We start from the raw sequence: 25,922 nt of genomic DNA, 5'->3' as shown, positions 1-25,922 counted from the left end.
CTTACTTTAGTTTTGTTATAGTTCCACCTAAAGCTTCGATAGCAGCTTCCGCTGATTTCGAAAATGCATGAGCTTCAACATCAATTTTAGCTGTTAATGCTCCATTTCCTAAAATTTTCACTAAATGTTTTGCAGATACAAATCCAGCATCGATCAATGTTTGAATATCAATCTTCGTTAGATTTCTAGCTTCTGCCAAACGTTGTAACACGTCTAGATTAATCGGTCTGTACTCAATACGGTTAATGTTTTTGAAACCGAATTTAGGCAGACGGCGTTGAATAGGCATTTGCCCTCCTTCAAAACCGACCTTGCGAGAATAGCCTGATCTAGATTTTTGCCCTTTATGACCTTTTGTAGAAGTACCACCTAAACCAGAACCTGTACCACGACCGATTCTTTTTCTAGTTTTAGTAGCTCCTTCTGCTGGTCTCAAATTTGATAAATTCATATTTTCTATATTTTCTTATCTTTTAAACTAATTAATCTTCAATTGAAACTAAATGTTTCACTTTGTTGATCATTCCTCTGATAGCAGGTGTATCTTCGTGTTCTACTACACGGTTCAACTTCTTTAGACCAAGAGCATCAAGTGTTCTTTTTTGATCTATAGGGCTTTTGATTCTGCTTTTTACTTGCTTAATTTTAATTTTTGCCATAATTGAATCTCCTTCCTAAATTAACCTTTAAACACTTTTTCTAAAGATACTCCTCTGTTTTGAGCAACAGTATATGCATCACGTAATTGGTCTAAAGCTTCGATAGTAGCTTTCACCAAGTTATGTGGATTAGACGAACCTTTCGATTTCGCCAATACGTCTGTTACACCAACACTCTCTAGTACGGCACGCATCGCACCCCCTGCTTTAACCCCTGTACCGGGAGCAGCCGGTTTGATGAATACTTCTGATCCACTGAAACGAGCAATTTGCTCGTGAGGGATTGTACCTCTAAGCAAAGGAACTTTGATAAGATTTTTCTTAGCAGCTTCAACTCCTTTAGCAATGGCTGTTGTTACTTCACCAGCTTTTCCTAGTCCCCAGCCTACTATACCATCCTCATTACCTACAACGACGATAGCAGCAAAGCTGAAAGTACGACCCCCTTTTGTTACTTTCGTAACACGGTTTATGGCCACTAGTCTATCTTTTAATTCGATATCGTTGGTCGATTTTATTTTATTATTAACTCCTGCCATTTCTATTAAAATTTAAGTCCACCTTTACGGGCAGCATCTGCCAATTCTTTAATTCTACCGTGGAATAAATAACCGTTACGGTCAAACACCACAGTTGTTACTCCAGCTTCTTGAGCAGTTTTAGCAATTAGCTCTCCAACTTTTGCAGCTATTTCTTTTTTAGGCGCTTTATCTGTTAATTTAAGAGATGAAGCGGCTGCCAAAGTTTTACCTGTCAAATCGTCGATAACTTGTGCATAAATTTGCTTATTGCTTCTGAACACTGTCAGACGTGGACGCTCGGTAGTACCTTCGATCTTACCGCGTACACGCAATTTTATCTTTTTTCTTCTATCTGTCTTTGTTACCATGATTATTACAGTTTATGAATTATTTACCTGCGGTTTTACCAGATTTGCGACGTATTACTTCGCCTACGAAACGTATACCTTTTCCTTTGTACGGCTCAGGTTTACGGAATGAGCGAATTTTAGCACAAACTTGACCGATCAGTTGTTTATCACAAGATTCTAGAATGATTAGAGGGTTCTTGTTTCTCTCCGATTTAGTCTCTACAATCACTTCTTTAGGCAACATCAAAAAGATATTGTGTGTATAACCTAAAGATAGCTCAATGATTTGACCATTGTTAGAAGCACGATAACCAACCCCTACTAGTTCTAGTTCTTTGCGATAACCTTCAGAAACTCCAACAACCATGTTGCTCAACAATGATCTGTACAGACCATGCAGAGAACGGTGTTCTTTTCCGTCAGTTGGACGTGTTACAGTTAATACTGCACCATCTACAGAGACTTTGATATCAGGATTTACTTCTTGCGATAGTTCTCCTTTGGGTCCTTTTACAGTAACTACGTTATCACTGCCAACAGTAACTGTTACTCCGGCAGGGATATTTATGGGTAATTTTCCTATTCTTGACATAACTTATTATCTTCTTCTCTATTAATTAATAAACATAACATAATACTTCGCCGCCAACTTTCAAGTTACGAGCTTCTTTGTCTGTCATCACTCCTTTAGAGGTAGATAATACAGCTATACCTAGTCCGTTAAGGACACGAGGCATTTCTTTATACCCTACATATTTACGAAGACCTGGTGTTGAAATACGAATTAATTTCTTAATTGCATTCACTTTGTTTACAGGATCGTACTTCAAGGCAATTTTAATTGAACCTTGAGGTCCTTCGTCTACAAACTTATAGTTAAGTATGTAGCCTTTTTCTAAGAGAATTTTAGTAATCTCTTTTTTCAAATTTGACGCTGGCATTTCTACCACTCTGTGTTTAGCTTGAATAGCGTTTCTCAAGCGCGTCAAATAATCTGCTATTGGATCTGTCATAATTAAATTGATTTAAATTAATTCCGACTACCGGAACAATATTTAATTCTATACTAAAAAATAATTTCTTACCAACTTGCTTTTTTCACACCCGGTATCAAACCTTTCGATGCCATTTCTCTAAATTGGATACGAGAAATTCCAAACTGGCGTAAATACCCTTTTGGACGACCGGTTATGCTACAGCGATTGTGCAAACGAACTGGTGAAGCATTTTTTGGAAGAGCTTGTAACGCTTCGTAATCGCCATCGGCTTTAAGTTGCGTTCTTTTAGCTGCATATTTTGCAACTAATTTTGCTCTTTTCACTTCACGAGCTTTCATTGATTCTTTTGCCATCTTATATCAATTCTTTTTTTGCGTTCTTAAATGGTAACCCAAACTCTTTCAAAAGTGCATAACCTTCTTCATCTGTTTGAGCAGAAGTTACAAAGGTAATATTCATTCCCAAAATTTTACTAATATTATCAATATTAATTTCCGGGAACATGATTTGCTCTTCGATTCCTAGTGTATAGTTTCCTCTTCCATCAAGCTTACTTTCGATACCCTTGAAGTCACGGATACGAGGTAGTGCTACACGGATAAGTCTTTCTAAAAACTCATACATTTTGTCACCACGTAATGTAACCATCACACCGATAGGCATTTTCTTACGTAATTTGAAGTTTGAAATATCTTTCTTAGAGAATGTTGCAACAGCTTTTTGACCTGTAATAGTAGTCATCTCGTTAATTGCAGTTTCTATAATTTTCTTATCAGCAACTGCTATTCCAAGACCTTGGTTGAGAACAACCTTTTTAAGTACCGGTACTTGCATTGTTGATTTGTATCCGAATTCTTTCATCAACGAAGAAACAATACGGTCTTTATATTCTGTTTTAAGATTCGTTGTATTGCTCATTATTTAATTTCCTCCCCTGATTTTTTAGAATAACGTACTAGCTTACCAGTTACTTCATCTTTCTTACGACCTATTCTTGTTGGTTTTCCTGTTTTAGGATCCACAACATTTAGGTTAGAGATGTGTATCGGAGCTTCTATTTTCTCTATTCCTCCTTGAGGACTTTTTGCATTAGGCTTAGTATGTTTCGATACCATGTTAAGGCCTTCAACTATTGCGCGACTTTTGTCTATTAACACTTTTTGCACGCGTCCAGTTTTACCTTTGTCGATACCTGTATTCACATAAACTATATCGCCTTTTTTGATATGTAATTTACTCATTGCTTTTTAGTTTTTTGAATTAAAGTACCTCTGGTGCCAACGAAACTATCTTCATGTTAGTTGCGCGAAGTTCTCTGGCAACAGGTCCGAAAATACGGCTTCCTCTAATATCACCACCGGCGTTTAACAATACACATGCGTTGTCGTCGAAACGAATGTAAGACCCGTCTGCACGGCGTACTTCTTTTTTCGTGCGTACAACTATTGCTTTTGTTACAGCACCTTTCTTGATGTCACTCGAAGGGATCACATTCTTGATAGCAACTACAATCACATCCCCTACCGACGCATAGCGTCTTCTTGTTCCGCCTAAAACGCGGATACATAATGCTTCTCTAGCTCCACTGTTATCAGTTACGACTAGTCTCGATTCTTGTTGTATCATAATTATTTAGCCCTCTCGATTATTTCAATTAATCTCCATCTCTTTGTTTTGCTCGTCGGACGAGTTTCCATGATGCGAACTGTGTCGCCTATGTTGCACTCGTTTTTGTCGTCGTGAGCATGATATTTCTTCGTTTTGTTAACGAATTTTCCGTAAATAGGGTGTTTTTCTTTCCATTTTACAGCAACTGTGATAGTTTTCTCCATCTTGTTACTGAAAACGACCCCGATTCTTTCTTTTCTTAAATTTCTCGTTTCCATCAGCTCTTAATTATTTGTTTAATTCTCTTTGACGTAACTCTGTTAAGAAGCGTGCGATATCGCGACGTTTTACTTTAATCTTAGACGGAGCATCCAATGGAGATACACTGTGGTTTAACACCATTTGATCTAATGCTTTTCTTTCAGCATCTAATCTTTCTACTAATTCTTTGTCAGATAATTCTCTTACTTCTGCAATTTTCATAACTTTTAAACAATTTGAGTTAAGTCATAATCTCTACGTACTACAAATTTTGTAGTTACGGGAAGCTTTTGTGCAGCTAAGCGCAATGCTTCTTTTGCAACTTCATAAGAAACACCTTCGATTTCGAATAGTATTCTTCCTGGTGTTACTGGTGCAACGAATCCTTCCGGAGAACCTTTACCTTTACCCATGCGGACTTCGGCTGGTTTCTTTGTGATCGGTTTGTCTGGGAAAATTCTTACCCAAACTTGCCCTTGACGTTGCATGTAACGAGTTACTGCAATACGAGCCGCTTCAATCTGGCGTCCTGTTATCCATTTGCAATCAAGAGTCTTGATTCCAAATGAACCGAATGCCAATTCATGCCCTCTTTGAGCATTGCCTTTCATACGACCTTTTTGCTGTCTTCTGAATTTTGTTTTCTTCGGTTGTAACATTTTACTTAAAACGTTTTAATTACTTTCTCTTATTTCTCTTGAAACCTCCCTTTCCTGCATCTGGGCGACGATTAGCAGAGTTTCCTGCTTCTTTCGACACTACAAATGATGGAGCAAGGTCTTTCTTACCGTAAACTTCTCCACGGCAAATCCACACTTTTATTCCTATCAAACCAACTTTGGTAAGCGCTTCTGCGTGTGCATAGTCAATATCTGCACGGAATGTATGAAGTGGAGTTCTTCCTTCTTTATACATTTCTGAACGAGCCATTTCAGCTCCGTTCAAACGTCCTGATATTTGAACTTTGATACCTTCGGCACCCATTCTCATTGTTGAGGCAATAGACATTTTAATTGCACGACGGTAAGCGATTTTACCCTCTACCTGACGAGCAATATTGTTAGCTACAATAACTGCATCTAACTCTGGTTTCTTGATCTCAAAAATGTTGATTTGAATATCTTTATCTGTGATCTTTTTCAACTCTTCTTTAAGTTTGTCTACTTCTTGTCCACCTTTACCAATAATGATACCCGGACGAGCTGTACAAACTGTAATAGTTACAAGTTTCAAAGTTCTTTCAATTACGATACGCGATACACTAGCTTTAGCTAGACGGGCATTCAAATATTTACGGATTTTGCTATCTTCTAATAGCGTAGCTCCGTAATTTTTGCCTCCATACCAATTAGAATCCCATCCACGGATGATTCCTAAACGATTTGCTATTGGATTTACTTTTTGTCCCATCTGCTAATTAATTTTGATTTTCATTTTTAAGTGTATCTACGTGAAGAGTAACATGATTAGAACGCTTGCGAATTCTATATCCTCTTCCTTGCGGAGCAGGACGCATTCTCTTAAGCATTGTTCCTCCATCTACGTTGATTAACGACACATATAGTTCGCCACCTTCTGCTTTACGTTCGTTTTTAGCTTCCCAGTTTGCGATAGCTGAACGTAATAATTTTTCAACTCTAGCAGCGGCCTCTTTGTTTGAAAATTTCAAAACGCCAAGCGCTTTGAAAGCCTCCATACCACGAATCATGTCTACCACAAGGCGCATTTTACGAGGTGAGGTTGGCACATTGTTCAACTTGGCAAAAGAGACGGACTGTTTAGCTTCCTTTCTTTTTTCAGCTGTTATTCTTTTTCTAGCACCCATTATTATACTGTTTTCTTTTATTAATTTTTAAGCTCTGCTTGGTTATTTCTTCTTACCACCGTGTCCACGGAATGTACGGGTAAGTGAAAATTCTCCTAGTTTATGTCCTACCATATTTTCTGTTACATATACAGGGATAAATTTATTCCCGTTATGAACAGCAATAGTGTGACCTACAAAGTCAGGCGATATCATTGAAGCTCTTGCCCATGTTTTAACCACAGCCTTTTTCCCTGACTCATTCATAGCCAAGACTTTTTTCTCAAGCTTAACATTAATATACGGGCCTTTTTTTAATGAACGACTCATAATTTCTTTTTATTAAATCAGGTTATTATTTCTTTCTTCTTTCGATTATGTACTTAGAAGAATGTTTCTTAGGAGCTCTTGTTTTAAGTCCCTTAGCATACAATCCGTTACGTGATCTTGGGTGACCTCCTGAAGCGCGACCTTCACCACCACCCATTGGGTGATCGACAGGGTTCATCACTACTCCTCGGTTACGAGGACGGCGTCCAAGCCATCTAGAGCGTCCAGCTTTACCTGATTTTTCAAGTCCATGATCCGAATTACCTACGCTACCGATAGTAGCTTTACAGCTCGATAGGATTTTACGTGTTTCGCCTGAAGGCATTTTGATGATCACATAGTTTCCTTCGCGAGAAGTCAACTGTGCGAATACACCTGCCGAACGAACCATTTTAGCTCCTTGACCAGGACGTAATTCGATATTATGAATAACTGTACCTACAGGAATCTTTGCCAATGGCAATGCATTTCCTACCTCAGGAGCAGCATCAGCTCCTGATATCACTGTTTGGCCTACTACCAAGCCTTCTGGGGCTAGCATGTAAGCTTTTGCTCCATCTGCATAATATAACAAAGCGATACGAGCCGAACGATTCGGGTCGTATTCGATTGATTTTACTGTTGCAGGAATAGCATCTTTAGTTCTCTTGAAGTCAATCAACCTGTATTTTCTCTTGTGACCGCCACCAAGATAACGCATTGTCATCTTACCTGTGTTGTTACGACCACCAGATGTATTTTTGCCGACTACTAGAGATTTCTCTGGTGCACTTGCAGTGATTTCCTCAAATGTACCAATAACTTTGTGTCTCTGCCCCGGTGTTGTGGGCTTTAATTTACGTACTGCCATTTTCTATTTAGATATTACTAAAAAAGTCTATACTTTCACCTTCTTTCAAAGTGATTATCGCTTTTTTGAAAGCAGAAGTTTTTCCGTTTACTACACCAGCTTTAGTGTAGCGGCTTTTGCGCTTTCCCGAGTAGTTCATTGTGTTCACAGACTCAACTGTTACTCCGTAAAGCTCTTCTATTGCTTTCTTTATCTCCACTTTATTTGCACTTGGAGCAACACGAAAACCATAACGATTCGAGAATTTTTCTGTTATCGCTGTTTGTTTTTCTGTTAGTACTGGTTTTATTATAATTCCCATAATTTACCTCCTTATGCTTTTAAAAGATTATCAATAATTGCAACTGAAGACTCTACTATTACCAAACTTGAACAATTAAGGATGGCATAAGTGTTTAAATCAGAAGCACTTATAACATTTACTCTTTGCAAATTGCGAGCCGACAAATATACATTTTTATTTTGGTCAGGCAAAACTAAAAGTATCTTTTTATCAGCTACTTGCAAGTTTTTAGTTAGCGCAATGAAATCTTTTGTTTTAGGTGTTTCGAATGAAAAATCTTCAACTAATACGATTTGATTTCCTTTTGCTTTAGCAGAAAGTGCTGACTTACGAGCCAATACTTTTACTTTTTTATTTAATTTGAAGCCGTAGTCTCTTGGTTGAGGTCCGAATACACGAGCACCACCAACTAGAAGCGGAGATTTGATGTCACCACGACGGGCTCCACCTCCACCTTTTTGACGGATCAATTTACGTGTACTACCCGACAACTCACTTCTTTCTTTAGTTTTGTGAGTACCTTGGCGTTGATTTGCAAGATATTGTTTCACATCCAACCAAAGAACATGCTCGTTAGGCTCAATTCCATAAATAGCTTCATTTAAAGCTACTTTTTTACCGGTGTCTTTCCCGTTTCTATCTAATACACTTAGTTCCATTACTTTTCAATTAATACGATTGAACCTCTACTTCCTGGAACAGATCCTTTGATCAACAAAAGATTATGTTCTGGAATTACTTTAATTACTTCAAGGTTTTGAACTGTTGTACGGGTATTACCCATTTGTCCACCCATTTTCGTTCCCTTGAATACTTTAGCAGGGTAAGAACAAGCACCGATAGAACCTGGAGCACGTAAACGGTTATGTTGTCCAAGCGTAGCTTGTCCTACTCCGGCAAAACCATGACGTTTCACAACCCCTTGGAATCCCTTACCTTTTGACGTTCCGATTACATCTACATAGATAGCATCTTCGAAAAGATCAACTGTAACTACATCGCCTAACTTGCGATCTGAAAATCCTTTGAACTCGGCCAAGTGTCTTTGAGGTGCTACTCCAGCTTTCTTAAAGTGACCTGCTTCTGGCTTAGTTGTGTGCTTGTCTTTCTTTTCGACAAACCCTAACTGTATAGCCTCGTAGCCGTCAGTTGCTGCTGTTTTTACTTGAGTAACAACACAAGGACCCACTTCGATAACAGTGCATGGAATATTTTTTCCCTCGGCACTGAAAACGGATGTCATTCCGATTTTTTTTCCTAATAATCCTGGCATTTCTCTAAATTATTTATTTAAACTAGTATAAATCTATCAAACTTTAATTTCAACTTCTACTCCACTTGGTAACTCAAGTTTCATAAGCGCATCTACTGTTTTAGCTGTTGAGCTGTAGATATCGATTAGTCTTTTGTAAGAACAAAGCTCGAATTGCTCACGAGATTTCTTGTTTACGAAAGTAGAACGGTTTACAGTAAAGATACGTTTGTGTGTTGGTAACGGAATTGGACCGCTTACTACTGCACCTGTCGCTTTTACTGTTTTAACGATCTTCTCAGCTGATTTATCAACCAAGTTGTAGTCGTACGATTTTAGTTTAATTCTAATTTTTTGACTCATATTGAATCTGTTTGTTATAAAAATTATTACTTGAGGAAACAGATTACAGTTAAGAGTCATTTACTAACTGTAACCCGTAATCTCTTTTTTTATTATTTGATCAAGTCTACGCGACCTTTACATTCTGTAAGTACTTGACGTGCGATAGACGGTGATACGTTTTCGTAGTGAGAGAACGTCATTGCTGATGTTGCTCTACCCGAAGTGATCGTACGTAACGATGTTACATAACCGAACATCTCAGCCAAAGGCACTTTCGCTTTCACGATACGTGCACCCGAACGACTAGATTCCATACCTTCTACTTGTCCACGACGTTTGTTCAAGTCAGAAATCACATCTCCCATACTTTCCTCTGGAGTTACAACTTCTAATTTCATGATAGGTTCCAGTAATACCGGACTTGCTTTTTCAGAAGCCGATTTAAACGCAAACTTAGCACAAAGCTCAAACGACAATTGGTCAGAGTCAACCGGATGGAATGAACCGTCCACAACTACTACTTTCAATTTGTCTAGAGCATGACCAGCCAATACACCATTTTTCATTGCAGCCAAAAATCCTTTTTGAATTGAAGGGATAAATTCTTTTGGAATGTTACCACCTTTTACTTCATCTACGAATTGAAGACCACCTTCGAAATCTGCATCAGTCGGACCAACTTTAACAATGATATCCGCAAATTTACCGCGACCACCTGATTGTTTCTTATAAACTTCGCGAAGCTCAACCATTTGAGTCAACGCTTCCTTATATGAAACTTGAGGACGACCTTGGTTACATTCAACTTTGAATTCACGTTTCAAACGGTCGATGATAATTTCAAGGTGAAGCTCACCCATACCTTCGATAATTGTTTGACCAGAATCCTCGTCTGTATGTACACGGAATGTTGGATCTTCTTCTGATAGCTTAGCTAATCCAGTAGAAAGTTTATCTATATCTTTTTGAGTGATTGGCTCGATTGAGATTCCAATAACCGGTTCAGGGAAGTCCATAGACTCAAGTATGATCGGATTATTTTCGTCACATAATGTATCACCTGTACGAATATCTTTAAATCCTACTCCTGCTCCGATATCACCACAACCAATCACATCTTTTGGATTTTGTTTGTTTGAGTGCATTTGGAACAAACGAGAAATACGTTCTTTTTTCTCAGAACGAGGATTGTAAACATACGATCCAGCAGGTAATTCTCCCGAGTAAACACGGAAGAAACACAGACGACCTACGAATGGGTCAGTAGCAATTTTAAATGCTAAAGCACACATAGGCTCATCCGGGCTTGGATGACGTACAATCTGAGCATCTGTTCTAGGGTCGATACCTTCGATAGCCAATGTATCTAGTGGACTTGGTAAATATTTAGATACCGCATCCAATAGTGGTTGTACTCCTTTGTTTTTGAAAGAAGAACCTAGAAGCATCGGATTGATTTGCATAGCAAGAGTACCAATACGAAGAGCCGTCATAATTTCATCTTCTGTAATAGTAGATGGATCATCAAAGAACTTTTCCATTAGTGCTTCATCGCATTCTGCTGCTTTTTCAAGCATTTTTTCTCTCCACTCTTGAGCTTCTTCTAAAACGTCAGCCGGAATTTCAGCAACGTCATAGTCAGCACCCATTGTTTCATCGTGCCAGTATAGCGCTTTCATTGTTACCAAATCCACAATACCTTTGAAGCTTTCTTCGGCTCCGATAGGAATTTGAATAGGACAAGGGTTTGCACCTAATACTTCTTTCACTTGACGAACTACTTCAAAAAAGTTAGCTCCTGAACGGTCCATTTTGTTAACATAACAAATACGTGGAACGCTATATTTATCAGCTTGACGCCAAACTGTTTCTGATTGCGGTTCAACACCACCTACAGCACAAAATGTTGCAATGGCACCATCAAGTACGCGTAGTGAACGCTCTACTTCTACAGTAAAGTCAACGTGTCCCGGAGTGTCAATCAAATTAATTTTATATAACTCGTTATTGTATTTCCACTGAGTTGTAGTAGCAGCAGAAGTGATCGTGATACCACGCTCTTGCTCTTGCGCCATCCAGTCCATAGTGGCTGTACCGTCATGAGTTTCTCCAATTTTATGAGTTAACCCAGTATAAAACAGGATACGTTCGGAAGTTGTAGTTTTACCAGCATCAATGTGGGCCATGATACCGATATTTCTTGTATTTCTTAAACTATCTAAAACTTTTGCCATTGTATTTTATACTCCTTGCTTATATATTAAAATCTGAAGTGAGCAAATGCACGGTTGGCTTCTGCCATCTTATGCATGTCCTCTTTTCTTTTATATGCACCACCTTGACCGTTGAATGCATCTGTAATTTCGGCTGCTAATTTGTCAGCCATTGTCTTTCCACCTCTCTTGCGAGCATATAGGATAAGATTTTTCATACAAATTGATTCTTTGCGATCAGGACGTATTTCTGTAGGAACTTGAAATGTTGCACCACCTACACGGCGAGACTTCACTTCTACTTGTGGAGTTACGTTATCTAATGCTGCTTTCCAAATTTCCAAAGCAGACTTTTCTTCATTAGGCAATTTAGCTTTCACAGTTTCCAGTGCCGAATAGAAGATGCTGAACGATGTAGATTTTTTACCATCATACATCAGGTGGTTAACAAACTTTGTAACCTTTACATCACCGAAAATCGGATCCGGGAGGATCTGTCTTTTCTTTGGTTTTGCTTTTCTCATTTTTTACTTAAAAATTTTGTTTTTGTTTTTGGTTGCCAATGATTTTAGATGTCTTCAATAGCTCCGCTGAACTATTTACTCAACCTGTATATTGCCTATCCAATAAACTTAAACCGTTTTAATACTTAATTAAAAATCTCGGTTAAAGGAGGCGGTAATTATTTCTTTTTACCTTTAGCTGGCGCGCCTTTCGCTGCCGTAGCTGCTCCCGGTTTAGGACGTTTTGCTCCGTATTTAGAGCGGCGTTGCGTACGACCACCAACTCCGGCTGTATCCAATGTTCCACGAACAATGTGATAACGAACCCCTGGAAGGTCTTTTACACGACCACCTCTAACAAGTACAATCGAGTGCTCTTGCAAGTTATGTCCTTCTCCAGGAATATAAGCATTTACCTCTTTTGAGTTTGTTAAACGCACACGTGCTACTTTACGCATTGCTGAGTTTGGTTTTTTAGGAGTAGTCGTATACACACGAATACACACACCTCTACGTTGAGGACATGAATCGAGGGCACGAGATTTACTCTTCTCAACCAAAACAGTACGTCCTTTTCTTACTAATTGTTGAATTGTAGGCATCTTGTTTTAATCTTTAGAACTTTAAATTCAATTTTTTGTTATACATTTTTATCTACCAATAATACAAAGAATCCGAAACTATCTCAGTGATAATCAAATTATTATCATCGAAACAAGTCTCGTCCTAATCATTATTGGGTTGCAAATGTATACATAATCAACTAAATACGCAAGTTTTTATAATATTTTTTGAGCAATTAAGCGCTTACAGACAAGGGAATAGTATACCGCTCAAGATTAATTATAATCTCTTAAATCAAATTTGATCATGTTGCCGATTCGTTCAAATTTAATTTATTGAAATATTCTCCAAACAGAAACGGGTCGGATTTGAAATCAAATCCGACCCGTTTTTATATAAGTTATCCCTAATTTAGAACGAAAAGTCTACACCTGCGGCAAATACTTTATTTGTGCGAGAATAGACATCGGTTCGTATCAAAGCAGGATTATCATTACCTGTCTTTTTAGTCCAGTCTGAATATGTTGTCCAGAAGTAGCCAATATTAATTTGAACCTTTTCCGACACATTCACAGCACCACCAAACCCTAACGAGTAAGAATTAAGAGAGAAGCTAAGATCTCTTTGATATTCATCTGTCACTCCGTAGCGAGTAATTTGCCCTCCGGCACTCACTAAGAACATTTTATCTATCTGATATTCTAGTCCACCTAGATATTCGTTAGTACCTCCTTCAAGAAGTTTTTGTTTGTCACCTTCCATTCTTGCACTCTTATCGAAAAAGTGATGGTAACCAACACTGGCTGTCAATTGAGGTAATATTGCATAAGAAGCACCGATTGTAAACAAAGCGGGAATATCGTGAGCCGTATTGACTCCATCAGCAAACATACCGGTTCCATCAAGACCGGTATCGTCTACTTTGGTTTTATTTTCTACGTTAAGGCTTGTCTTGAATTCATATTTCATTCCGACATTGAGTTTCTGATAGTTAATATTGAATCCAATAATAGGTGCAACACCCCATCCCGACTGTTTTGAGTCAAGGTATGCACCATCAAGCGATGCTTGTTGTAGAAGATTCAATGAGTTGATTGTGCTTTGATCTGTCTGACCTTGCATTGCCATTCCCAGAATAGCAGCTGGGCTAACCATCGAACTGCCATCATAGTCCATGAGTCCGGGAGGGAAGCCTTCGGCGTTAATGTTTGCTCTCAGACTTCTTAGGTATCCTTCGTAGTGATTGTTTACAATATTAAGACGGAAGCCTGCATAAGCTGAGAAGATTTCATTTATCTGATATGTTCCACCCATTTGTGCTCCATAGATGAATGATGAGCCTGACATATATTGATCGACTGAGTAACGGTTGGAGCTTATGGTTCCCGATGTACCTAGTTTATTATTCAGGCCTGCTGCTACCTGACTGAAAATACCGGGCAAAGCGGATGCGCCTGCTTCAAACATTGGTAGACCGTTGCTAAAGGTAGCTTTTCCACCACCACCCACAACAGCCAGACTTCCCGAAAGAACCCATTTACCTTTTTTGTATGCAGCCTGAAGACTTGGTACAATAGGAGCCGAAGCTGTTCCTTTATATGTTTTAGTTGGATCTCCTCCCGACTGAGCAAAAGGAGCGTAAGTAGAATTAATTACTCTGGTTTGATATACACTCTGATTAGAGAATGAAAAATGAAAACCATCTTGCAATTTTACTAATCCGGCAGGATTATAATAGGCGGCGTCTACACTTGTAGAAGCCTCCAATGCCATTAGTCTCGCAAAACGAGCACTTTGGTTTGTATTTGTCAATATGCCTCCGGCAAACATAAAAGGGACAGAACACATTGCGATGATACCTACCGCCAATCTTTTCTTATTCATTATATTTAAACTTGGTTAAAAATCGGTGGCAAAGATAGGACTAAATAGTTAGTTACAAAAGAAACTAACTTAAATTTTATGATCTATCATATTGATAATCATTCATTTGTTGTTTGAGCAACTATTGCATTGCGTCCTGTTTTCGAAGCGAAACAAAGTAAAGATTAAGACAAAGTATCTAACTCTTTCATCCACAAAGCGGACGACGCATCGCTAGGCATACGCCAAGCCCCTCGCGGAGAAAGATTCACCGAACCCACTTTGGGTCCATCAGGCAAACACGAGCGCTTAAATTGCTGAGAAAAGAAACGATGGAAAAACACTTTTAGCCATTTTAACACTTCATCTTTTGAATATTCACCATCGAAAGCATGCTGTGCCAAGAAGTATATTTTGACAGGACTAAAACCAAACCGAAGTACATAATAAAGAAAAAAGTCGTGGAGAATATACGGACCTACCACATGCTCCGTTATCTGTGCAATCTCACCATCTGCACCCGCAGGTAATAATTCGGGACTTACAGGAGTATCGATAACATCATTCAAAATTGCCTTAGACTGAGAATCCATTTGGGTATCAGATACCCATTTAACAAGAGTACGAACAAGGGTTTTAGGTACGCCTGTATTCACAGCATACATAGACATATGATCTCCATTATATGTACACCAGCCTAACGCCAACTCCGACAAGTCACCTGTACCAATCACAAGACCGTTTACTTTATTAGCATAGTCCATTAATATCTGCGTGCGTTCACGTGCTTGCGAATTTTCGTAAGTCACATCATGTAGATTAATATCATGATCTATATCTTCGAAATGCTGAAGGACAGATTTATTGATAGATATCTCTTTAGTAGTTACCCCCAATGACTTCATCAACTCGATAGCATTGGTATAGGTGCGATCGGTAGTACCAAAACCAGGCATGGTAATACCATATATATTTTTGCGGAGAATATCCAGTTTATCAAAAGCTCTTACCAAAACAAGTAATGCCAATGTAGAATCAAGACCTCCTGAAACACCGATTACGGCAGTCTTACAATTAGTATGAAGCAAGCGCTTTGCCAATCCCCCTACTTGAATGGAGAATATCTCACCGCAACGCTCATCTAATGTTTCATCATTCACCGGAACAAAAGGAGTTGGTGAAACATAACGATCCAATTTATTTAATTGATAAATTTCTGTCGCAAGTTCAATAATACGATATTCTTTGGATGAAAGACCTTGTTCGTCTGTTGTGAATGAAGAATTGGAAATACGATCTTTCTGTAAACGCTCGATATCGATATCTGCGGTTATGAGTTGGCTCGACAGTTCGAAACGTTTCGACTCCGCTAAGAATGAACCGTTTTCAGCAATCAAGCTACTTCCCGAAAAAACAATATCGGTCGTAGATTCGCCACTTCCCGCTGCGGCATATACGTAACCCGCAATACAACGAGCCGACTGTTGGCTGATAAGAGATTTACGATAGACATTCTTCCCTACTGTTTCGTTACTTGCCGAAAGATTAAATATTATCTCAGCACCATTCAATGCCAAGAGGCTGGAAGGAGGAACAGGAGTCCATAAATCTTCACATATTTCGATACCGAATTTGAGAGTTGGAGTCTCAAATATCAGATCAATTCCGACAGGGATTTCCTGCCCTAAATAGCTGACTGTTTTTACAGATAGCTCGCTTGATGAAGCAAACCAACGTTTTTCGTAGAACTCACTATAATTGGGCAAATACGTTTTGGGTACAAAACCTTGAATTTTGCCACCAGACAACACTGCCGCTACATTATACAGGCTGCCATTTATAAACAAAGGCATCCCTACAATAGCAGTAACGGTTTTATTTTCGAGCAATTGATTTATTTTCACAATAGACCGGGCTACACCATCCAACAACAAACGTTGATGGAAAAGATCGGCACAAGTATAAGCTGTAATACTTAGCTCCGGAAAAACGATAATCGACACCTGCTGCTTTTCAGCCTCAGCGATCAATTTTATTATTTCTTCTGTATTATAATCACAGTCTGCGACTTTCACACTTGGTGTTGCTGCCGCCACTCGTACAAATCCGTAGTTAGCCATAAGGGTCGATATATTTATACAAACTTACAAAAGTTTTTGCTTTATGCTTTTCATTAAAGACAAAAACATTTATAATCGGACTTCAGTAAAGTAATGATTTAGTATTATATATAAAGTTTATAATCGAAAAAACATTAAATTTGCACAATAAACCCATTAAAGCATCTATTGATTATGGACTTAGCGATTAGTTTCAAGCAAATATTAAGCACATTCGTTGTATTATTCGCACTGATAGATGTATTAGGGTCTGTGCCTATATTTCTCGGTTTCACAAAAGACAAAAAGGATGTAAATCCATTTCAAACAGCATTATATGCATTTATCATTATGGCTGCATTCCTTTTCGTCGGCGAAGGATTGTTGAATTTATTCAATGTGGATGTCTCTTCTTTTGCTGTAGCAGGAGCATTGGTTATTTTTATTATTTCGATAGAAATGATATTTGGAATTGAGGTATTCAGGAACGATGCTCCCAATGGGGCTTCGACATTTGTACCAATTGTATTTCCGTTAATTGCAGGTCCGGGAACGTTTACCGCCTTATTATCAATGCGTGCCGAATTTTCGGTATTGAATATTCTCATAGCCCTATTCGCAAATATGATTATCGTATTTTTTGTTCTGAAAAATTTAAAACTAATACAAAAAGTCGTAGGCATTGGTGGCGTATATGTGATGCGTAAATTCTTTGGAATCATATTAATGGCTATTGCCGTAAAATTATTCACATCAAATATCAACGCATTGCTGAATAGTTTACAATAATGGTCTAAAAAAGCATAAATTCATTTACTTACTCTTCTGTATTAAAAGAAAAAAATGTATTTTTGTTCAGCTAAATTTAACAACAACAATTAGAATATATTATTCAATTTTTAAAAATCAATAAAACATGAGAATCGAAAAAATTTTCGCACGTGAGATTTTGGACTCAAGAGGTAATCCAACAATCGAAGTTGATGTTACCCTTGAATGTGGTGCATTTGGTCGTGCTGCTGTTCCATCGGGAGCTTCTACAGGTGAAAACGAAGCATTAGAACTTCGTGATGGCGACAAAAAAAGATATGGCGGTAAAGGTGTAATCAAAGCTGTAGATAACGTAAACAATGTTATCGCACCTGCTCTACTTGGAGAATCGGCATTGAACCAAAGAGGCATCGATCAACAAATGATCGCTCTTGACGGAACTAAAACTAAATCGAAACTAGGAGCTAACGCTATTTTGGGTGTTTCTCTAGCTGTTGCTAAAGCTGCTGCTAACTATCTTGATATTCCTTTGTATCGCTATATCGGCGGAACAAACACTTATACTCTTCCTGTACCGATGATGAATATCATCAACGGAGGCTCTCACTCTGATGCTCCTATTGCATTCCAAGAGTTTATGATCCGCCCGGTAGGTGCTAAATCATTCAAAGAAGGTTTGAGAATGGGTGCTGAAGTATTCCATGCTCTTGCTAAAGAATTCAAAAGCAGAGGTCTTAGTACTGCTGTTGGTGATGAAGGTGGTTTTGCTCCTACATTGAAAGGAACAGAAGATGCTCTTGATTCAATTCTTAAAGCTATCAAAGATGCAGGTTACAAAGCAGGAAAAGATATCACTATCGCTCTTGACTGTGCTGCTTCTGAATTTTACGACAAAAAAGCTAAAGTTTATGACTATAGCAAATTTGAAGGAAAAGACGGTGCTAAACGCACTTCTGCTGACCAAGTGAAATTCTTGAAAAGCCTTTCTGAAAAATACCCTATCGATTCAATCGAAGATGGTATGCACGAAGCTGACTGGGATGGATGGAAATTGCTTACTGACGAAATCGGAAGCAAAATTCAACTAGTAGGTGACGATTTATTCGTAACTAACGTAGATTTCTTGAAAAAAGGCATCGAAACAGGTTGCGCTAATTCAATCCTAATCAAAGTAAACCAAATCGGTTCTCTTACTGAGACTTTAGATGCTATCGAAATGGCTCACCGTGCAGGCTACACCAGCGTAACTTCTCACCGCTCGGGTGAAACTGAAGATTCTACAATTGCTGACATAGCAGTTGCAACTAATTCAGGTCAAATCAAAACAGGTTCTCTTAGCCGTTCAGACCGTATGGCTAAATACAACCAACTACTTCGTATCGAAGAAGAATTGGGTGACAAAGCTGTTTATGGTTACACAAGAGTTCAAAAGAAATAAGAAATTAATTTCTTTAACATATAAAAGCCGATGCTCGAAAGGGTATCGGCTTTTTTTATGAAAAAATATAACTAAATTTATTAATATTAGTGCATAGTGGCTTGATTGATGAAATACAAGAAAGCGGAAAAGGTTACATTCGAAAACCAACTAAAAAGTGTCACTTTTGTTACCTATGTCTCCTTTTTGTAAAAGATGATGAAATTATCACTTAAGAATGTATCTGTATTTTCAGTATATTTGCAATAACTAATATTAAAGATTAATTAATGAACAAGTCTAAAGAATATGACACCATCCTTATTTTAGGAAATGGATTTGATCTAAATTTGGGATTAAAAACAGGATATACAGATTTTATTCAAAGTGTGTTTTTTACTGATTTAATAAAAGAAAATCACCTATGCCAATATTTGCAAAGTCAACATGAACTGAAGAATTGGATTGATATAGAAAATGAACTGAAAATTTATTCTAGCAAAAATGAATCTCCAAATACGTTTAAATCCGATTTCACTTTGCTATCTAAATCTCTAATAAATTATTTATCAACCATTGACTACTCAAATATACCTGAAAAATCAATCCCTTTTGACATCCTCAAATCTATAGGACTTGATAATCTTTTAATAATTGACTTTAATTATACCAATACTATAAAAGTCATTATGGAGAGACTTCAAAAACCATCAAATATTTTGATGAATAATCATATAAAAGTACATGGATCAATCGATGAAGGTCAGATTATATTTGGAGTTGAAGATAATGCTAGGATAAAATCAGAATATGTTTTCTTAAAAAAAGCATATAATAGTAACTTTAAAACCATAAACTTTGATCCTATCTTAAAGAAAGCTTCTCGTATTATAATATTTGGGCATTCATTAGGAGAGACTGACCATATGTATTTTAAAGATTTCTTTAATGATATTTCAATTGGATATGATACATACGGAACAAAAAAAATCGATTTGTTTTTCTATACAGAAGATGGCTATTTTCAGTTATTTAAACAACTTGACGCCCTTACTAATAATAGGTTATCGATGTTAAAGCGAATGAACAATTTAGAAACTATTGATACTAATAATCGAAACAATATAAATATATCATAAACCATGAGACTATTACTACTAAGCAATTCGACTAATCCCGGAGAAGCCTATCTGGGTTATCCTAAAAATAACATCAAACAGTTCTTAGGAGATAAGCCCGTTAAAGCTGTATTTATACCCTATGCTGTTGTTACTTTTTCGTATGATGAGTACGAGCGAAGAGTGAATGATGCATTGGCCGAAATAGGACATAGTGTGACAGGAATACATCATTTCGATGATCCGAAACAAGCGATAAAAGATGCGGAAGCAATCGTTATCGGTGGGGGAAATACGTGGAAACTGGTACGCACCATGCGCGATAATGGATTGATAGAGCTTATCGGCGAAAAGGTAAAAGCAGGAATACCTTATATAGGATGGAGCGCCGGATCGAATGTAGCTTGTCCCACTCTACGCACGACAAACGACATGCCAATTATAGACCCAAAAGGGTTTGAAACAATTAACCTTGTACCTTTTCAGCTTAATCCTCACTACTTGGACGACCATCCATCAAACCATGGAGGAGAGACGCGCGAGGTTCGTATCAATGAATTTACAACTCAAAATCAAGATACGTATGTGGTAGGACTGCGTGAAGCTACAATGCTACATTACGAAGATGGCAAATTAGAACTGATAGGAGACCGGACAGCCCGTATATTTAAATATGGAGAAGAGCCTAAGGAATTAAGCAATAAAGATGACTTCAATTTCCTGATGAAATAAATTAAGAGAGAAGCTTTTCGGAGCTTCTCTCTTTTTGTTATATAGAATACCGAATAATCACTCCACTTCAAATATGGCTTGTATCTCCACCGGCGAATTGATCGGCAATGAAGATGCACCGAAAGTAGCACGTGTATGCACTCCTCTTTCTCCGAAGATGTCGATGAGTAAGGATGAACCTTCGTTCATCAAAACAGCATGTTGTGTATAGCCTTTGCTCGTATTGAATATGCCTGTCATTTGCACAGCTTGTTTCACTCTGTCTAAATCTCCACCTACTGCCTGATTGAGTATTGCAACAACATTCAACATTGCTTGACGGGTAGCCTGCTTCGCTTGCTCCTCCGTTACACCTTCTCCAATAACGCCGGGAGTTAGTATTTTGCCATCTACCAGTGAAACCTGATTGATAAAAATCAGATTGCCAACTCTCTTATATGGAACATAGCTACCTACAGGCGCAGGAGCATGGGGTAGAACAATACCTGATTCCTGCATTTTTTTCGCAGTTTGTGATTTTGTGATTATCGTTTCCTGAGCATAAAGAGCCCCTATAATTGATGTAAAAAGAAGAAACAGAGTGGATATTTTTCTCATTGATACTTTTTTTTGTGAGAAACAAAAGTAATAAAGTCTGGCCTGCCCTTCACGTTAAAACTTATCAATATACCACCTCAAATGATAATGTAACGTAATTAAGCAGCCTTATGCTTCTTCGTGTTCGGAAGAAAAGCAGCCACCAAACCTATAAGAGGGAGATAAGCACATATATTATACACGTGCTGAATACTCGTTTCATCGGCAACTTTGCCGAGTGCCGCTGACGCAATCCCCGCGACACCGAAAGCCAACCCAAAGAATAGACCTCCGATTAAGCCGACTTTGCCCGGCAACAACTCTTGTGCATACACCAAGATAGCTGAGAAAGCAGATGATAGTACCAAACCGATAATAATACTCAATACACATGTTCCCACCAAGCCGACATGAGGCATAGCCAGAGCAAAAGGTGCAGTACCTAAGATCGATCCCCAGATAACATACTTGCGCCCAATGCGGTCACCAATAGGCCCTCCGGCAACTGTACCTACTGCCACAGCAAACAAGAAAGCAAAAAGATATAACTGGGCATCATGTACATCGACTCCAAATTTATCGATCAGATAAAACATATAGAAGTTGCTAAGACTAGCCATATAGATGTATTTCGAAAAGATAAGAACAAGCAATATAGATATTGCCATAATTATCGTTTTACGCGGATAAGGCGAAACAGAAAGGACATCACCATCCTTCGCCTTGGGTTTTATTCTGTAAAGATTGGCTTTATACCATCGGCTGATAACAAGCATTACACCAATACAGATAAAGGCTACGATAGAAAACCATGCTATATTTTGTTGTCCGTAAGGAGTAATTACCCAAAGTGCAAGGAGAGGGCCCAATGAAGAACCGAAGTTCCCTCCTACCTGAAATATTGATTGTGCCAATCCGTGTTTTCCTCCAGATGCCAGATACGCCAGCCTAGATGCTTCGGGATGGAAAATAGAAGAGCCAAAACCCACAAAGAATACAGCAATCAGGACTTGAGCAAAGCCGGATGCGAAAGCAAGAAATAGTATCCCGCCCATCGTAAATGACATCCCAACAGGTAACGAATAGGGCTGAGGCCGCTTATCGGTAATCCACCCAATCACCGGCTGAAAAACAGAAGATGCCATCTGGAAGACGAGTGTAATAAGCCCTATTTGAGTAAAATTGAGCAATAAAGAATCTTTCAGCAATGGATAAATAGCAGAGATAAGCGACTGCAAGGTATCGTTCAACATGTGTGATATACCGAGCAATGTAAGCATTGCAAAAGCTGTTCCTGTTTGTTTCGTATTTCCCATTTCTGTTATCCTTTTAAAAAATAGTTGCAAAGATACAGCTTATTAAGGAGATAAAAAGGATAGAGTGTTATTGAAAATTAAAATCTACGAAAAAGCTTATAAGTAGGAGAATATTTAAGATAGTTACTATCCCTGCAATAGTATAGAGCATCCACTTCGTAAAAGACTTATTTGCATATTTTCCCATAACCTGTTCCGACGAAGTCAGCCTCACTTGCAAAAAGACTGTTATAGGTAACTGCATACTTAAAATAGCTTGCGAAATGATCAGACCCATAAAAGGATTACTTATCAGAAATATAATCAGCAACGCAACTCCCAGTGAGATAACAACCCCTGTTCGTGAATGTATATCCTTTATATTATATGGCTCATCGTACATCCCTGCAAAAATAGAACCGGCTGCAATACCCGATGTCATAGAAGAAGAGATACCTGCAAACAACAATGCTATAGCAAAGACAATAACTGCATTGTTTCCCAAAAGTGGCTGAAGCAAAGAATGTGCTTGTCCGAGATCGTCTACAATCATACCTTCTCTGAAAAACGTAGCAGCAGCAAGTAAAATCATAGCACTATTGATAGCCCAACCAATAACCATGGAAAGGAAAGTATCGAAAAACTCATATTTCAATTGTTTCTCTATTACCTTATCGTCCTCAAGATTCCATTGGCGGCTTTGTATAACTTCGGAATGTAAGAACAAGTTATGCGGCATAACCACTGCTCCCAATACACTCATAATAATAAGCATACTGCCCTCCGGAATAGATGGTTTCACCCACGATTCTATAGCTACAGGCCAATCTATTTCGACCAGAAACAATTCGTAAATAAATGACAATCCGATCAAAGACACAAAGGCAATAATATAGCGCTCAATCTTTTTATACGAGTTGGAGAACATCATTATAAAAACAAATATTGTCACAAGAACCGCACCCAGCTTGATCGGTATATCGAAAAGCATTTGCAAGGCAATTGCACCTCCCAATATTTCGGCTAAAGATGTTGATATGGATGCCCCGATTGCAGACCACAGAATAAAACGTGATCCGGCGCGTGGCAGATATTTATTAGCAGCTTCCGACAAACAAAGTCCTGTAACAATTCCGAGATGGGCTACATTATGTTGAAGAATAATCAGCATAACTGTAGATAGGGTTACTACCCACAACAAGGCATAACCAAATTCCGATCCGGCTGCAAAATTCGAAGCCCAGTTGCCCGGGTCGATAAAGCCAACGGTAACCAATAGTCCGGGACCAATATATTTCAACAACTCAAATGCACTTGATTTAAGTTTTGGATTGCGAGTCCTATAATCTTTCTTTAATTTCTTGAAATAATTTATCATTGTACTTACTTTATTCTACCTCTTTTCTTTTTTCCCTAACTAGCGAAGCATAAACCCCGAAAAGGCATAATGCCAGACATATTATAAATGTTATCCGCATACTGCCTATCAATTCGGTATGTACAGCAGGCGTAATTTTCACATTACCTATAAATATAGAAATTGCCATAATAGCAATACCCATACTAAATGCTTGTCCTACAAGACGCATTGTTCCCATTGTTGCCGACGCAAAACCATAATACTCTCGCTCTACCGAACTCATTATGATATTTGTATTGGGTGATGAGAATATGCCAAAGCCCAACCCCAACAATAAGAGTATTGCCCCAATGTAATATAGATTGGTTGTTTCGGAAATAAAACATAAGCCAAACAATCCTAAAGCAATAATAGCCATACCCAATGATGCTAAGAATGTAGCGGACATTTTATCAGACAACCTTCCCGATTTAAGCGATACAACAGCCTGTATTACCGACTGAGTGATAAGTATAAGCCCTGCATCACGTGGAGATAGTCCCCGAACATATTGCAAATACAAGCTTAACATAAAAGAAATGGCAAAGGTAGCCGAATAATTTATTAATGCCGATAACGACGACAATCTGAATACCCTGTTCCCTAAAAAGATCCGGATATTGAATACCGGATATTCTTGTTTCTTCTCATAATGAGAGAAATATAATAATACGATCACGCCTAATCCAATCAATATAAAACCCTGCGTGTGAGGAAGTCTTGAGAATCCGTATATGAGAGATGAAAGACCTGCGACAAAGAGAAGGGAACCAACAAAATCAAATTTTGTCTTAGTCTCTTCTTTCCAATCATCTTTTATTATAACATAACCTCCCACAGCAACAATAAGGCTAAGGGCGGCCGAAACGAAAAAAATACTATGCCAGTTGAAATATTGCGTTAATATCCCCCCAACAAAAGGACCTGCCGCAAGCGAAAAATAAACGGTTGCAGCTATTACTCCCAATGCTTGCCCTCTTTTCTCGTTAGGGACAGAAGCAGTAAGAATTGCGGTACTTGTACCAAACATCATAGCACTTCCGATTCCTGCCAGAAAACGGTATATAATAAGGCTCACACCCGTTGTTGCAAAACCGCTTAATACAGAGAATATCGTAAGTATAGTTACACCAGCCAGAAAAACTTTCCTACGCCCTACCATATCCGCCATTCGAGCGAAAGGTATTTGGAGTATCGCCGTAGACAGCATATACGATGTAGGAACCCACCCCGACATAACAGCACTCAACGATAAATCTTCGTTAATATAGGGCAAAGCTAAGTTCAATGCCGAACCCATAAAGGGAACTAAGGATGCAGCCAGACAGATAATAAATAACAGGGCACCTGTATTTGTTTTCGAAGCGGTATGTGTCATATTTTATCTGTCAGTTTCTCTAATACCGATTTTATCATTTGGTTACACAACGGAATATTATGCATATTTGTTCGGATCAAATCTTGGGATTGAATATATTCCCCCTCTTCCCAATCATCAGATCCGTTATCCAACATTTCAATACAACTTGGCTCTGTCACCTCCAAATGAAATTGTAAGCCAAGCACTTTGTCTTTATAGAGAAAAGCCTGATTCGCACACACTTCGCTCGTAGCTAATAATTTGGCATTTTCGGGCAGATCGAATGTATCACCATGATATTGAAATACTGTCTGAGATTTCTCTCTGCTATCGAAAAAATTCTGACAAGACTGATTTGTAAATGTTACCGGCAACCAGCCTATTTCTTTTTCTTTATTCGGGTAAACTTCTGCACCCAACACACTAGCCAGAATCTGTGAACCTAAACAAATGCCTAAAACAACTTTTCCAGCATCTATAGTTGAACGAATAAAAGCTTTTTCTTCTTTTAGCCAAGCATATTTATCATCTTCATATGCCCCCATCGGGCCACCCATTATAATTAACAGATCGAAAGAGTCCGGATTCGGAAATTTATAATCTTCGTACATTCTGGATACAGACAAACTATATCCCTTTTCTATTACATATGTTTCCAAATAACCTAATCCTTCGAAAGCAACATGCTGTATGTAATGTACACGACGGTTCATTTTATCGAATATTTGATGAAAACTATAAGACATTCAAA

35 protein-coding genes are annotated in these 25,922 nt (G+C 38.3%); 4 read left to right on the top strand and 31 right to left on the bottom strand.

The genetic code is table 11. The features are described 5' to 3' along the window. Position 1: 1 nt before the first annotated feature. The 26 genes from rplO to G7Y56_RS10470 all read right to left on the bottom strand — a co-directional run bounded on the left by rplO (position 2) and on the right by G7Y56_RS10470 (position 16,524). Positions 2-451 (bottom strand): 50S ribosomal protein L15, encoded by a 450-nt coding sequence (gene rplO, locus G7Y56_RS10595; protein ID WP_165043293.1) that lies wholly within the window; start codon positions 449-451, stop codon positions 2-4. A 31-nt stretch (positions 452-482) separates the two neighbouring features. Then, positions 483-659, bottom strand: a complete 177-nt coding sequence (gene rpmD / locus G7Y56_RS10590) for a 50S ribosomal protein L30 (RefSeq protein ID WP_165020988.1) — start codon at positions 657-659, stop codon at positions 483-485. Positions 660-679: 20 nt separating this feature from the next. Beyond that, a complete protein-coding gene (gene rpsE / locus G7Y56_RS10585) occupies positions 680-1,198 on the bottom strand; it encodes a 30S ribosomal protein S5 (RefSeq protein WP_165020989.1) in 519 nt (172 codons plus the stop codon). Between the two features lie 5 nt (positions 1,199-1,203). Beyond that, positions 1,204-1,548 carry a 50S ribosomal protein L18 gene (gene rplR, locus G7Y56_RS10580; RefSeq protein WP_165020990.1) on the bottom strand — a complete coding sequence of 115 codons (345 nt, stop codon included), beginning with the start codon at positions 1,546-1,548 and terminating at the stop codon, positions 1,204-1,206. Between the two features lie 19 nt (positions 1,549-1,567). Beyond that, positions 1,568-2,122 carry a 50S ribosomal protein L6 gene (gene rplF, locus G7Y56_RS10575; protein WP_165020991.1) on the bottom strand — a complete coding sequence of 185 codons (555 nt, stop codon included), beginning with the start codon at positions 2,120-2,122 and terminating at the stop codon, positions 1,568-1,570. 25 nt (positions 2,123-2,147) lie between these two features. Then, complete coding sequence (rpsH, locus tag G7Y56_RS10570; protein ID WP_165020992.1) at positions 2,148-2,543, bottom strand: 30S ribosomal protein S8; 396 nt, start codon at positions 2,541-2,543, stop codon at positions 2,148-2,150. Between the two features lie 68 nt (positions 2,544-2,611). Continuing rightward, positions 2,612-2,881, bottom strand: coding sequence for a 30S ribosomal protein S14 (rpsN, locus tag G7Y56_RS10565; RefSeq protein WP_165020993.1), 270 nt, complete (start codon positions 2,879-2,881; stop codon positions 2,612-2,614). A gap of 1 nt (position 2,882) precedes the next feature. Further along, positions 2,883-3,446 carry a 50S ribosomal protein L5 gene (rplE, locus tag G7Y56_RS10560; protein WP_165020994.1) on the bottom strand — a complete coding sequence of 188 codons (564 nt, stop codon included), beginning with the start codon at positions 3,444-3,446 and terminating at the stop codon, positions 2,883-2,885. Next, positions 3,446-3,769: a 50S ribosomal protein L24 gene (gene rplX / locus G7Y56_RS10555; protein WP_165020995.1), complete on the bottom strand. Its 324-nt coding sequence runs from the start codon at positions 3,767-3,769 to the stop codon at positions 3,446-3,448. Before rplX ends, rplE begins: the two co-directional genes overlap by 1 nt. 19 nt (positions 3,770-3,788) lie before the next feature. Further along, positions 3,789-4,154, bottom strand: a complete 366-nt coding sequence (gene rplN / locus G7Y56_RS10550) for a 50S ribosomal protein L14 (RefSeq protein WP_165020996.1) — start codon at positions 4,152-4,154, stop codon at positions 3,789-3,791. Positions 4,155-4,156: 2 nt separating this feature from the next. After that, positions 4,157-4,414: a 30S ribosomal protein S17 gene (rpsQ, locus tag G7Y56_RS10545; RefSeq protein ID WP_165020997.1), complete on the bottom strand. Its 258-nt coding sequence runs from the start codon at positions 4,412-4,414 to the stop codon at positions 4,157-4,159. A 10-nt stretch (positions 4,415-4,424) separates the two neighbouring features. Beyond that, a complete protein-coding gene (rpmC, locus tag G7Y56_RS10540; RefSeq protein WP_165020998.1) occupies positions 4,425-4,619 on the bottom strand; it encodes a 50S ribosomal protein L29 in 195 nt (64 codons plus the stop codon). A gap of 5 nt (positions 4,620-4,624) precedes the next feature. Continuing rightward, positions 4,625-5,056 carry a 50S ribosomal protein L16 gene (gene rplP / locus G7Y56_RS10535; protein ID WP_165020999.1) on the bottom strand — a complete coding sequence of 144 codons (432 nt, stop codon included), beginning with the start codon at positions 5,054-5,056 and terminating at the stop codon, positions 4,625-4,627. A gap of 19 nt (positions 5,057-5,075) precedes the next feature. Further along, on the bottom strand, positions 5,076-5,807 hold the full coding sequence (gene rpsC, locus G7Y56_RS10530; protein WP_165021000.1) for a 30S ribosomal protein S3: 732 nt from the start codon (positions 5,805-5,807) through the stop codon (positions 5,076-5,078). Between the two features lie 7 nt (positions 5,808-5,814). Continuing rightward, complete coding sequence (rplV, locus tag G7Y56_RS10525) at positions 5,815-6,222, bottom strand: 50S ribosomal protein L22 (protein ID WP_165021001.1); 408 nt, start codon at positions 6,220-6,222, stop codon at positions 5,815-5,817. Positions 6,223-6,264: 42 nt separating this feature from the next. Further along, positions 6,265-6,531, bottom strand: coding sequence for a 30S ribosomal protein S19 (rpsS, locus tag G7Y56_RS10520; protein ID WP_165021002.1), 267 nt, complete (start codon positions 6,529-6,531; stop codon positions 6,265-6,267). Positions 6,532-6,556: 25 nt separating this feature from the next. Then, on the bottom strand, positions 6,557-7,381 hold the full coding sequence (gene rplB, locus G7Y56_RS10515; protein ID WP_165021003.1) for a 50S ribosomal protein L2: 825 nt from the start codon (positions 7,379-7,381) through the stop codon (positions 6,557-6,559). A gap of 7 nt (positions 7,382-7,388) precedes the next feature. Then, on the bottom strand, positions 7,389-7,682 hold the full coding sequence (rplW, locus tag G7Y56_RS10510) for a 50S ribosomal protein L23 (RefSeq protein WP_165021004.1): 294 nt from the start codon (positions 7,680-7,682) through the stop codon (positions 7,389-7,391). A gap of 11 nt (positions 7,683-7,693) precedes the next feature. Then, entirely contained in the window at positions 7,694-8,323 is a 630-nt protein-coding gene (gene rplD, locus G7Y56_RS10505) for a 50S ribosomal protein L4 (protein WP_165021005.1), read from the bottom strand. After that, on the bottom strand, positions 8,323-8,937 hold the full coding sequence (rplC, locus tag G7Y56_RS10500; protein ID WP_165043292.1) for a 50S ribosomal protein L3: 615 nt from the start codon (positions 8,935-8,937) through the stop codon (positions 8,323-8,325). The genes rplD and rplC overlap by 1 nt, the downstream gene beginning before the upstream one ends. Before the next feature lie 36 nt (positions 8,938-8,973). After that, complete coding sequence (gene rpsJ, locus G7Y56_RS10495) at positions 8,974-9,279, bottom strand: 30S ribosomal protein S10 (protein ID WP_165021007.1); 306 nt, start codon at positions 9,277-9,279, stop codon at positions 8,974-8,976. A gap of 92 nt (positions 9,280-9,371) precedes the next feature. Next, positions 9,372-11,495, bottom strand: a complete 2,124-nt coding sequence (fusA, locus tag G7Y56_RS10490) for an elongation factor G (RefSeq protein WP_165021008.1) — start codon at positions 11,493-11,495, stop codon at positions 9,372-9,374. 26 nt (positions 11,496-11,521) lie between these two features. Continuing rightward, positions 11,522-11,998 carry a 30S ribosomal protein S7 gene (gene rpsG / locus G7Y56_RS10485; RefSeq protein ID WP_165021009.1) on the bottom strand — a complete coding sequence of 159 codons (477 nt, stop codon included), beginning with the start codon at positions 11,996-11,998 and terminating at the stop codon, positions 11,522-11,524. Between the two features lie 158 nt (positions 11,999-12,156). Then, entirely contained in the window at positions 12,157-12,579 is a 423-nt protein-coding gene (rpsL, locus tag G7Y56_RS10480) for a 30S ribosomal protein S12 (protein WP_165043290.1), read from the bottom strand. A gap of 373 nt (positions 12,580-12,952) precedes the next feature. After that, positions 12,953-14,425: an aromatic hydrocarbon degradation protein gene (locus G7Y56_RS10475; RefSeq protein ID WP_165043288.1), complete on the bottom strand. Its 1,473-nt coding sequence runs from the start codon at positions 14,423-14,425 to the stop codon at positions 12,953-12,955. Positions 14,426-14,589: 164 nt separating this feature from the next. Continuing rightward, complete coding sequence (locus tag G7Y56_RS10470) at positions 14,590-16,524, bottom strand: NAD(+) synthase (RefSeq protein WP_165043286.1); 1,935 nt, start codon at positions 16,522-16,524, stop codon at positions 14,590-14,592. Between the two features lie 174 nt (positions 16,525-16,698). On the opposite strand from G7Y56_RS10470, the gene G7Y56_RS10465 reads away from it, so the two are divergent. The 4 genes from G7Y56_RS10465 to pepE all read left to right on the top strand — a co-directional run bounded on the left by G7Y56_RS10465 (position 16,699) and on the right by pepE (position 20,541). Next, positions 16,699-17,292 (top strand): MarC family protein, encoded by a 594-nt coding sequence (locus G7Y56_RS10465; protein WP_165021013.1) that lies wholly within the window; start codon positions 16,699-16,701, stop codon positions 17,290-17,292. 127 nt (positions 17,293-17,419) lie between these two features. Beyond that, a complete protein-coding gene (eno, locus tag G7Y56_RS10460; protein ID WP_165043284.1) occupies positions 17,420-18,712 on the top strand; it encodes a phosphopyruvate hydratase in 1,293 nt (430 codons plus the stop codon). A 269-nt stretch (positions 18,713-18,981) separates the two neighbouring features. After that, positions 18,982-19,830, top strand: coding sequence for an AbiH family protein (locus G7Y56_RS10455; protein ID WP_165043282.1), 849 nt, complete (start codon positions 18,982-18,984; stop codon positions 19,828-19,830). Positions 19,831-19,833: 3 nt separating this feature from the next. After that, the gene (gene pepE / locus G7Y56_RS10450; protein ID WP_165043280.1) at positions 19,834-20,541 is read left to right on the top strand and encodes a dipeptidase PepE; all 708 of its coding nucleotides are present in this window, start codon (positions 19,834-19,836) and stop codon (positions 20,539-20,541) included. A gap of 57 nt (positions 20,542-20,598) precedes the next feature. On the opposite strand, the gene G7Y56_RS10445 is transcribed toward pepE, so the two are convergent. The 5 genes from G7Y56_RS10445 to G7Y56_RS10425 form a co-directional block, all read right to left on the bottom strand. Continuing rightward, the gene (locus G7Y56_RS10445; protein WP_165043279.1) at positions 20,599-21,138 is read right to left on the bottom strand and encodes a RidA family protein; all 540 of its coding nucleotides are present in this window, start codon (positions 21,136-21,138) and stop codon (positions 20,599-20,601) included. Between the two features lie 98 nt (positions 21,139-21,236). Next, complete coding sequence (locus G7Y56_RS10440) at positions 21,237-22,433, bottom strand: MFS transporter (RefSeq protein WP_165021017.1); 1,197 nt, start codon at positions 22,431-22,433, stop codon at positions 21,237-21,239. Positions 22,434-22,500: 67 nt separating this feature from the next. Continuing rightward, positions 22,501-23,790: an Nramp family divalent metal transporter gene (locus tag G7Y56_RS10435; protein WP_185153995.1), complete on the bottom strand. Its 1,290-nt coding sequence runs from the start codon at positions 23,788-23,790 to the stop codon at positions 22,501-22,503. A gap of 10 nt (positions 23,791-23,800) precedes the next feature. Continuing rightward, a complete protein-coding gene (locus G7Y56_RS10430) occupies positions 23,801-25,189 on the bottom strand; it encodes an MFS transporter (protein ID WP_165043277.1) in 1,389 nt (462 codons plus the stop codon). Further along, positions 25,186-25,917: a type 1 glutamine amidotransferase gene (locus G7Y56_RS10425; RefSeq protein WP_221412554.1), complete on the bottom strand. Its 732-nt coding sequence runs from the start codon at positions 25,915-25,917 to the stop codon at positions 25,186-25,188. The genes G7Y56_RS10430 and G7Y56_RS10425 overlap by 4 nt, the downstream gene beginning before the upstream one ends. Positions 25,918-25,922 lie beyond the last annotated feature (5 nt).

The sequence above is a fragment of the Dysgonomonas sp. ZJ709 genome, assembly GCF_011039195.1.
Classification (GTDB): Bacteria; Bacteroidota; Bacteroidia; order Bacteroidales; family Dysgonomonadaceae; genus Dysgonomonas.
Note: the sequence above shows the minus strand (reverse complement) of the source record. Positions and strands in the feature narration are given on the sequence as shown.

Coding starts and splice junctions, on each gene's coding strand:
- G7Y56_RS10475 (WP_165043288.1), bottom strand. CDS start 14,425: ATGAATAAGAAAAGATTGGCGGTAGGTATCATCGCAATGTGTTCTGTC.
- rpsS (WP_165021002.1), bottom strand. CDS start 6,531: ATGAGTCGTTCATTAAAAAAAGGCCCGTATATTAATGTTAAGCTTGAG.
- rplF (WP_165020991.1), bottom strand. CDS start 2,122: ATGTCAAGAATAGGAAAATTACCCATAAATATCCCTGCCGGAGTAACA.
- rplW (WP_165021004.1), bottom strand. CDS start 7,682: ATGGGAATTATAATAAAACCAGTACTAACAGAAAAACAAACAGCGATA.
- rpsJ (WP_165021007.1), bottom strand. CDS start 9,279: ATGAGTCAAAAAATTAGAATTAAACTAAAATCGTACGACTACAACTTG.
- rpsH (WP_165020992.1), bottom strand. CDS start 2,543: ATGACAGATCCAATAGCAGATTATTTGACGCGCTTGAGAAACGCTATT.
- rplP (WP_165020999.1), bottom strand. CDS start 5,056: ATGTTACAACCGAAGAAAACAAAATTCAGAAGACAGCAAAAAGGTCGT.
- rplD (WP_165021005.1), bottom strand. CDS start 8,323: ATGGAACTAAGTGTATTAGATAGAAACGGGAAAGACACCGGTAAAAAA.
- G7Y56_RS10425 (WP_221412554.1), bottom strand. CDS start 25,917: ATGTCTTATAGTTTTCATCAAATATTCGATAAAATGAACCGTCGTGTA.
- rplC (WP_165043292.1), bottom strand. CDS start 8,937: ATGCCAGGATTATTAGGAAAAAAAATCGGAATGACATCCGTTTTCAGT.
- rplB (WP_165021003.1), bottom strand. CDS start 7,381: ATGGCAGTACGTAAATTAAAGCCCACAACACCGGGGCAGAGACACAAA.
- G7Y56_RS10430 (WP_165043277.1), bottom strand. CDS start 25,189: ATGACACATACCGCTTCGAAAACAAATACAGGTGCCCTGTTATTTATT.
- pepE (WP_165043280.1), top strand. CDS start 19,834: ATGAGACTATTACTACTAAGCAATTCGACTAATCCCGGAGAAGCCTAT.
- rpsC (WP_165021000.1), bottom strand. CDS start 5,807: ATGGGACAAAAAGTAAATCCAATAGCAAATCGTTTAGGAATCATCCGT.
- rpmC (WP_165020998.1), bottom strand. CDS start 4,619: ATGAAAATTGCAGAAGTAAGAGAATTATCTGACAAAGAATTAGTAGAA.
- G7Y56_RS10455 (WP_165043282.1), top strand. CDS start 18,982: ATGAACAAGTCTAAAGAATATGACACCATCCTTATTTTAGGAAATGGA.
- G7Y56_RS10435 (WP_185153995.1), bottom strand. CDS start 23,790: ATGATAAATTATTTCAAGAAATTAAAGAAAGATTATAGGACTCGCAAT.
- rplR (WP_165020990.1), bottom strand. CDS start 1,548: ATGGTAACAAAGACAGATAGAAGAAAAAAGATAAAATTGCGTGTACGC.
- rpsQ (WP_165020997.1), bottom strand. CDS start 4,414: ATGGAAACGAGAAATTTAAGAAAAGAAAGAATCGGGGTCGTTTTCAGT.
- G7Y56_RS10465 (WP_165021013.1), top strand. CDS start 16,699: ATGGACTTAGCGATTAGTTTCAAGCAAATATTAAGCACATTCGTTGTA.
- rplN (WP_165020996.1), bottom strand. CDS start 4,154: ATGATACAACAAGAATCGAGACTAGTCGTAACTGATAACAGTGGAGCT.
- rplV (WP_165021001.1), bottom strand. CDS start 6,222: ATGGGTGCTAGAAAAAGAATAACAGCTGAAAAAAGAAAGGAAGCTAAA.
- eno (WP_165043284.1), top strand. CDS start 17,420: ATGAGAATCGAAAAAATTTTCGCACGTGAGATTTTGGACTCAAGAGGT.
- rpmD (WP_165020988.1), bottom strand. CDS start 659: ATGGCAAAAATTAAAATTAAGCAAGTAAAAAGCAGAATCAAAAGCCCT.
- rplX (WP_165020995.1), bottom strand. CDS start 3,769: ATGAGTAAATTACATATCAAAAAAGGCGATATAGTTTATGTGAATACA.
- G7Y56_RS10445 (WP_165043279.1), bottom strand. CDS start 21,138: ATGAGAAAAATATCCACTCTGTTTCTTCTTTTTACATCAATTATAGGG.
- rplO (WP_165043293.1), bottom strand. CDS start 451: ATGAATTTATCAAATTTGAGACCAGCAGAAGGAGCTACTAAAACTAGA.
- rpsL (WP_165043290.1), bottom strand. CDS start 12,579: ATGCCTACAATTCAACAATTAGTAAGAAAAGGACGTACTGTTTTGGTT.
- G7Y56_RS10470 (WP_165043286.1), bottom strand. CDS start 16,524: ATGGCTAACTACGGATTTGTACGAGTGGCGGCAGCAACACCAAGTGTG.
- rpsE (WP_165020989.1), bottom strand. CDS start 1,198: ATGGCAGGAGTTAATAATAAAATAAAATCGACCAACGATATCGAATTA.
- rpsN (WP_165020993.1), bottom strand. CDS start 2,881: ATGGCAAAAGAATCAATGAAAGCTCGTGAAGTGAAAAGAGCAAAATTA.
- rplE (WP_165020994.1), bottom strand. CDS start 3,446: ATGAGCAATACAACGAATCTTAAAACAGAATATAAAGACCGTATTGTT.
- G7Y56_RS10440 (WP_165021017.1), bottom strand. CDS start 22,433: ATGGGAAATACGAAACAAACAGGAACAGCTTTTGCAATGCTTACATTG.
- fusA (WP_165021008.1), bottom strand. CDS start 11,495: ATGGCAAAAGTTTTAGATAGTTTAAGAAATACAAGAAATATCGGTATC.
- rpsG (WP_165021009.1), bottom strand. CDS start 11,998: ATGAGAAAAGCAAAACCAAAGAAAAGACAGATCCTCCCGGATCCGATT.